General features: G+C 59.1%; 5 protein-coding genes and 1 pseudogene. 2 read left to right on the forward strand and 4 right to left on the reverse strand.

Going from position 1 to position 6,226, the window contains the following annotated elements; translation table 11 throughout:
• Positions 1-86: 86 nt before the first annotated feature.
• Both FHT84_RS31150 and FHT84_RS31155 read right to left on the reverse strand, forming a co-directional pair.
• Positions 87-1,034 carry a GAF domain-containing protein gene (locus FHT84_RS31150; protein ID WP_246698690.1) on the reverse strand — a complete coding sequence of 316 codons (948 nt, stop codon included), beginning with the start codon at positions 1,032-1,034 and terminating at the stop codon, positions 87-89.
• Between the two features lie 97 nt (positions 1,035-1,131).
• Positions 1,132-2,847 carry a methyl-accepting chemotaxis protein gene (locus FHT84_RS31155; protein ID WP_112345233.1) on the reverse strand — a complete coding sequence of 572 codons (1,716 nt, stop codon included), beginning with the start codon at positions 2,845-2,847 and terminating at the stop codon, positions 1,132-1,134.
• A 115-nt stretch (positions 2,848-2,962) separates the two neighbouring features.
• Between FHT84_RS31155 and FHT84_RS31160 the strand changes: the two genes are divergently transcribed.
• Complete coding sequence (locus FHT84_RS31160; RefSeq protein ID WP_183765872.1) at positions 2,963-3,100, forward strand: hypothetical protein; 138 nt, start codon at positions 2,963-2,965, stop codon at positions 3,098-3,100.
• Between the two features lie 202 nt (positions 3,101-3,302).
• Positions 3,303-3,848, forward strand: coding sequence for a glycine zipper 2TM domain-containing protein (locus tag FHT84_RS31165; protein ID WP_210279002.1), 546 nt, complete (start codon positions 3,303-3,305; stop codon positions 3,846-3,848).
• A gap of 555 nt (positions 3,849-4,403) precedes the next feature.
• On the opposite strand, the gene FHT84_RS31170 is transcribed toward FHT84_RS31165, so the two are convergent.
• On the reverse strand, positions 4,404-6,002 hold the full coding sequence (locus FHT84_RS31170) for an MFS transporter (protein WP_113251775.1): 1,599 nt from the start codon (positions 6,000-6,002) through the stop codon (positions 4,404-4,406).
• Positions 5,999-6,226, reverse strand: a pseudogene (locus FHT84_RS31175) (DoxX family protein); the annotation flags it as partial. The pseudogene FHT84_RS31175 and the gene FHT84_RS31170, both read right to left, overlap by 4 nt.

Here is a 6,226-nt window from a genome sequence, read left to right on the forward strand (position 1 = left end):
GCTATCGATCGCCAGAAGAATTTGAAACCCAACTCGCCCAGCAGGCGGCTTAGTTTGAAGCGCCCCGCTGGTCCAGCCCGAGGGGTTCACTCCAAAACCGGCTCAGTTCCGCGCGGAAACCAACAGCCTGTAAGAGGATCGGCGTTTGCTGCCCGGAGCAGACGTTGCTCATAGCGCACTTTCTCGGAAACATCCTGAACGATGCCGAACAGGCGTCTTGGCTCGCCTTGCAGGCGTTCGATATCGCTCACAACGCGAATCCATCGTTCGTCGCCTTCCGGCGTGATGATGCGGTATTCTTTGTCAACTCCGGTGCCTGTTCCGTTCAGGACGTCGCGGATTCTGCGCCTGACGCTGTCACGTTCTTCGGGAGCATAGCAGCCGATCACCTCCTCCGAAGTCATACGTTTGCCGATCGGCAATCCCACGGTGCGGTATATCTGATCCGACCAGACGATCGCACCGGTGCTAAGGTCCATCTCGAAACCACCGATCTTGGCAGAGCGCTCGGTTTGTTCGAACCGCGCCTGCTTCAACTCCAGTTCACGTTGCTGCTCCTTCAGCAGGCTTTGCTGACGATGCTCCCGGACAAGGCCCATGATGACGCTCGCCAGACTATGGAGCTGTTCGAGATCCCGATCGCTGAAGCGGCGGATCTTGGTGTCGAGGACACAAAAGCCGCCGTAACACGTCTCCCCTTCCGAAAGCGGAACCCCCGCATAGAACTGGACGGAACAGTCTCTGACGAAAATGTTTCCGCAAAAACGGGAGTCTGCGCTGACATCTTCAACGACGAGCGGAGAGCCTGTTTCCACGACGTAACCGCAAAAGGAACGCTCGCGCGGCGCCTCCGCCAAAGGAAAGCCTTGCCGAGCCTTGAACCATTGCCGGTGCTCATCGACAAACGAAATCAACGCCATCGGCATATCGAACATACTGCAGGCAAGACTTACGATGGCGTCGAATTCCGCCGTCGGCGGCGTATCAAGAATGCTTGCTTCGTAAAGAAGGTTCAGCCTCTCGTCTTCTGTCAATGACATGCGACCTTACTCCTCGCAGTAGCGACTGAGTGGGACCCTTCATGGATCGTGGAAGCGGACGAACTTGCCGCTGAGGGGGTGTAAAATTACGTCACCTCATGGATGAGGCGCGCGGGGTGGGAAGCGCCATTGCTCGTCCCACTTGCCGCAGTGCTGAAGTCTGGGCTGTGCCGACACTGAACTGCGCAATCAGGGCACGCAGCCGGCCTGCTTCTCCAGCAAGCGCATTGGACGCCGCATTCGATTGCTCGACCATGGCAGCATTCTGCTGGGTCGTCTGGTCCATGGAATTCACGGCGGAGTTTACCTCGGCCAAGCCGGTCGCCTGTTCCTTGGCGGAGGCAGCAATCGCCTCCATATGATTGTTGATCTCGATGATGAAGTCTCCGATGGTTTTCAACGCCTGGCCGGCATCGCGTACGAGCTTAACGCCGCTTTCGACTTCGGAGGTGGACGTTTGGATGAGGCCCTTGATCTCCTTGGCCGCCTGCGCTGAGCGTTGCGCCAACTCCCTCACCTCCTGCGCGACGACCGCAAAACCCTTTCCAGCTTCCCCGGCGCGCGCAGCTTCCACGCCGGCATTCAGTGCCAGCAGATTGGTCTGGAAGGCAATCTCGTCGATCACGCCGATGATGTTGGAGATCTGCTGCGAGCTGTCCTCGATTTTTCGCATCGCCTCTTCCGCATGTGAAACCACTTCGGCGGACTCTACCGCGGATTGATTAGCCCGGCTTGCGACACCACGCGCCTCTTCGGTCCGCTTCGTCGAGCTGTTGACGTTGGCGGTAATTTCGTCGAGAGCGGCTGCCGTTTCCTCGAGGGACGCCGCCTGTTGCTCTGTCCGCTTCGACAGATCGTTCGCACCTGCGGCAATCTCGCGAGTGCCGGAATCGATCCGTACAGTCGTCTCGGCCACGGAACTGAGAGCCATGCCGAGCTTGTCGACAGCGTCGTTGAAATTCTTCCTAAGGCTTTCGAAGTCGGCTGCGAACGGCTGCTCCAGGCGAAAATCGAGCCTGCCCTCGGCGAGCTGGTTGAGGGACGAGCCGATTTCCGTAACGGCAAAAACCCTGTCCGTGACGTCGGTGGCGTATTTCACCACTTTGGCGACTTTTCCGTGCTCGTCGAGGATGGGGTTGTATGAGGCGTTCAGCACGACTTTCTTGCCGTTTCGACCGACGCGCGTAAATTCACGCGCCTGGAATCGGCCGCTTTTAAGCTCGCTCCAGAACTCAGCATAGTCGGAACTGGCGGCGTAAGCAGAGTCGACAAACATGCTGTGATGCTTGCCACGGATCTCGTCTAGCGTGTAGCCCATCGTCTTGCAGAAGTTCTCGTTGGCTGTAACGATCTCTCCCTCCAGGGTGAACTCGATGATGGCCTGCACACGGCTGATCGCAGCCATCTGGTTTTGATAATCCAGGTTGAGAAGGCGCTCCTTTGCATCAGCCCATTCCACCACAAACGCCTTCGTCTTTCCGCCTTCTATGATGGGCGTGACGTGCAGATCGAAGCTATGGCTGCCCACGCGGATGGTTGCGCTGTGGGGCTTCGTCAACCGCGCGAGCATGTCGCGCTGGTGCGACGGATTCTTGTGAAAAATATCGATATTGCTTCCGATCAAGGTATCGACGGCAAAGCGCGGGAGTTCCTTCTTGAGGTCGTGTTCGGCGGCCGTCAGCAGCTTGCGGACAGCGTCGTTCATATAAATAATGTTCAACTTGCTGTCGGCAATCATGACGTTTGCCTTGAGGCTGGCCAATGCTGCAAGTTGAGCCTTAGTATTACCACCGATCATTCCAATCATTTCACTCCTTTCGAAGCCGTTGCTTCAAGTTGAAATCTTGAGCGATCGACAGTTCAGCTGAACTCCACTCTCACGCATGCGGAAATATTTGCACTCTCCTATTAATGGCGCCTTAATGTTAACAGAGCTGTTGGCCGTGCCGGCGATCGATATCGATGGCGCCATCGCGGGCGCCGGTCAGATCCTTCCCGTTCAAGACGCCACGACGGCCCAGGTAAGCGATTGGCCGGCACAAGGAACAACGAAGAACTGAGACTTCAGTGCGACCCTCTTCTATCATCACGAACAAACAAAACATTCGTCGATGGTGAACAGCACGAGTTGAGGCGCTCCGCGTCTCCCTATCCATTCTCCGAGCAGGATTTGCCGACACCAGTTCCAGGCATCTTAAGCAGTTGTTATTCATAATGTTCTACGGCTGGCGAAGTAAACTCTTGCCCCGAAGGACATATGAAATGTCACTACAAATAAAGCCTACCCGCCTTTCTCCGGTATACAAGAACTCGATTGCCGCGATCACGCTGTTCTCCGCTATCGCAACGCTGCCCGTAGCCACCCATGCTCAGGACATGTCCATCATAAACGGCCAGAATGTTGGCGCGGTCGGTGGCGCTGTCGCCGGCGGGCTGGTCGGTCGCAAAGTCAGCGGCAAAAAGCACAAAACACTGGGCACGGTCGCCGGCGCACTCGGCGGAGCCGTCGTTGGTGGCGTGGCCGGTCGTATGATTGACGGCAACAACAACCGCGCTGCCGCACAGGCACCGCAGTATCAGCCCACTCCGGTTGTCGACCCCCAGTCCACGGGAAGCATCGCAAACGGTGGCGGCAATTCCTTGATCAATGGCCAGAACGTCGGTGCAGTCGGTGGCGCCATCGTCGGTGGCATCGCTGGAAACAAACTTGGCGGCAAGAAGCATAAGACCCTCGGAACCGTCCTCGGTGTTGTCGGCGGAGCCGTTGCCGGGGGTGCGGTCGGCAATATGGTCGCACCGCAGCAATAAGTGCTTGCATTCTTCCTCGCAGCGCCGGACCTGATCTGGCGCTGCCGCTCCCCTGAACCAACGTCGCGCTCTTCTCCTACAAAGCCATCCTGCGCACTTCGCCGACATTCGCTCGAAACAGCGGCATGATAACCCCGAGCCCCACAGCCGCGTACTCGGCCCGATTGACCTGACATTTCCGGGCATTGACATAAAGCACCATCAATTGTCGGTCGCTGCTGAAGCTCCATCCCAACTTCAGTTTCCCTGGGGAGGCTCGTTAACCGGAACAATCCTGCCGGCTTTCCACATGTAAGATGAGAAGCTCGGTGGTATCTTGTTTCCCGTCGCCTTATCGATCTCCCGCCGGGATAGCTGCGCTCGGCCCTCGACTATCTCGCGCCGGACGCTTTTGAAGCCAGCCTCTCGCAACAGCGGCAAGAGACATCAGACGCAATTCACGGCCGGGAGAACTGTTACCGATTGCTGTCTCACCAAAGGGGTGCAGTCCATCAGCATAGTTCTCAAGATCACATGTTTGGGTGACGGCCGTAGCCGCCAGCCTTAACCTGTCCGTCACGCCGCCCACGGTCGATTGATCGTCAGGAAGTGACGGACAACCGGCTTGTCGGGACCGACATGGTAGGCCAGCACCTTGCCCTGCAGATCGGCGTCGGCGTTGGAAACCCGCTTGTGCTGGCGAAGATGTTCAGCCCAGGATTCAACCATGAACCACTCCACGATCTTCTCTGGGTCGGCCGAGTCCTCGGTGACGCCCCATCCGTAGGCACCGTCCCGGCGGCGTTCCTTGGAAAGATCGTCGAGGGCATGCAGGAATGCGCTCCGGTGCTGCGTCTCGGTCTTGTACTCGATCAGTATCAGAACCGGGCCACGGTCATGGGCAACGGGTTCGGCGACAAGAGGCTCGGGCCAGTGGTTCGACGGCACCAGGTCGGCATCGCCGGCCGGAAGCTTCACGCGGTGCAGGATGAACCCGGCGATAAGCAGTCCGATAGCTCCGATGATCAAGGTGAACTGGATGCCGACAGCTTCGCCGACCGCACCCCACCCCAGACTTCCGGCAGTCATCGCTCCGTTGAAGACGGTCAGGTAAACGGCAAGCCCACGACCGCGCACCCAGTTGGGAAGGACGGACTGCGCGGTGCCGTTGAGCGTTGTCAGGGCGGTGATCCATGCACCACCGAGGAGGAGAAGGACGATGATCGCAACCCACTTCGGTGGAGCAAGAGCAAGGACTCCCATGACGGCGGCGGTGACAACCGCCGCGACGAGAAGCAGGCCATCGGAATTCAGGCGCTGGCGCAGCTTAGGCATCACCAAGGCTCCACCGATCGCGCCCGCACCGACTGCACCGAGCAGGATACCGTAGAAGCTGGCATCACCACCGAGCAGTTGGCGGGCAACGAGCGGGAGAAGAGCCCATACGGCGCTGGCGAAGGCGAAGAAGATCGCGGCGCGCAGGAGGACGACGTGCAGTGGCGTGCTCGAGCGGGTGTAGCGAAGTCCGGCTCGAAACGCCCCAAAGAAGTTCTCCTGGAGCGCGTCGTTTCCATTCTTAGCCCGCGGCCACCAGACGAGAGCTGCGATCACCACGATGTAGCTGGCAACGTCGGCGCCGTAGGTGATCCCGGCTCCGAATGCTGCAAGAAGCAGGCCGCCCGCGGCAGGCCCGATGGAGCGGGCGATGTTGATGCCGAGCGAGTTCAGCGCCACCGCGCTCTTCACGTCCTCGCGCTTCACCAATTCCGGAACGATCGCCTGCCAGGTCGGCCCCATCAGCGCGGCTCCAATCCCGCCGAGGAACGTCAACCCGATCAGAGCGCTGACCGAGAGTATGCCCGTCTGCGAGAGAAGCATCAGCGAAATACTGACGGAGGCCAAGAGCACCTGGACGGCGATCAGGAACTTGCGGCGATCGAGGATGTCGGTGAGAACGCCTGCCGGAATGGCAAGCAGGAAAACCGGCAGGGTTCCGGCCGCCTGGACCATGGCGACCGCGGCCGGCGATGCCGAAAGATCCGTCATCAGCCAGGAGCTTGCGACGTCGCGCATGAAGCTTCCGGTATTGCCAAGGACCGTGGCGATCCAGAGGACCGCGAAGACAGGCTGGGCAAGGGGTGCAAAGGTTCCCTCCGATGTTTTTGCGACGCTCATCTGCCCGCCCCCCTTGGGAAGTCGAATGTGGCGACGAAGACGAATGCGCCGGCGAGACCGAGATGTTCGAAGAAGGCGTTGGTCGCCATCATGCGGTCGATGCCGGGCGCCATTTCCCAGAAGCGCAGTGCGATGAAGGTTGCAAGAAGCGTAAAGCCAGCGAGCGCCAGGGCACCTGCCCAACGCAGGAAGCCTGAGATCACCATGGACGAAGCGGCAAGTTC

The sequence above is a fragment of the Rhizobium sp. BK289 genome, from assembly GCF_014193575.1.
GTDB lineage: Bacteria > Pseudomonadota > Alphaproteobacteria > Rhizobiales > Rhizobiaceae > Rhizobium > Rhizobium tropici_C.

Excerpts from the sequence above, each read along its gene's own strand:
- FHT84_RS31155 (WP_112345233.1), bottom strand. The coding sequence starts at position 2,847 with ATGATTGGAATGATCGGTGGTAATACTAAGGCTCAACTTGCAGCATTG.
- FHT84_RS31160 (WP_183765872.1), top strand. The coding sequence starts at position 2,963 with ATGTTAACAGAGCTGTTGGCCGTGCCGGCGATCGATATCGATGGCGCC.
- FHT84_RS31165 (WP_210279002.1), top strand. The coding sequence starts at position 3,303 with ATGTCACTACAAATAAAGCCTACCCGCCTTTCTCCGGTATACAAGAAC.
- FHT84_RS31170 (WP_113251775.1), bottom strand. The coding sequence starts at position 6,002 with ATGAGCGTCGCAAAAACATCGGAGGGAACCTTTGCACCCCTTGCCCAG.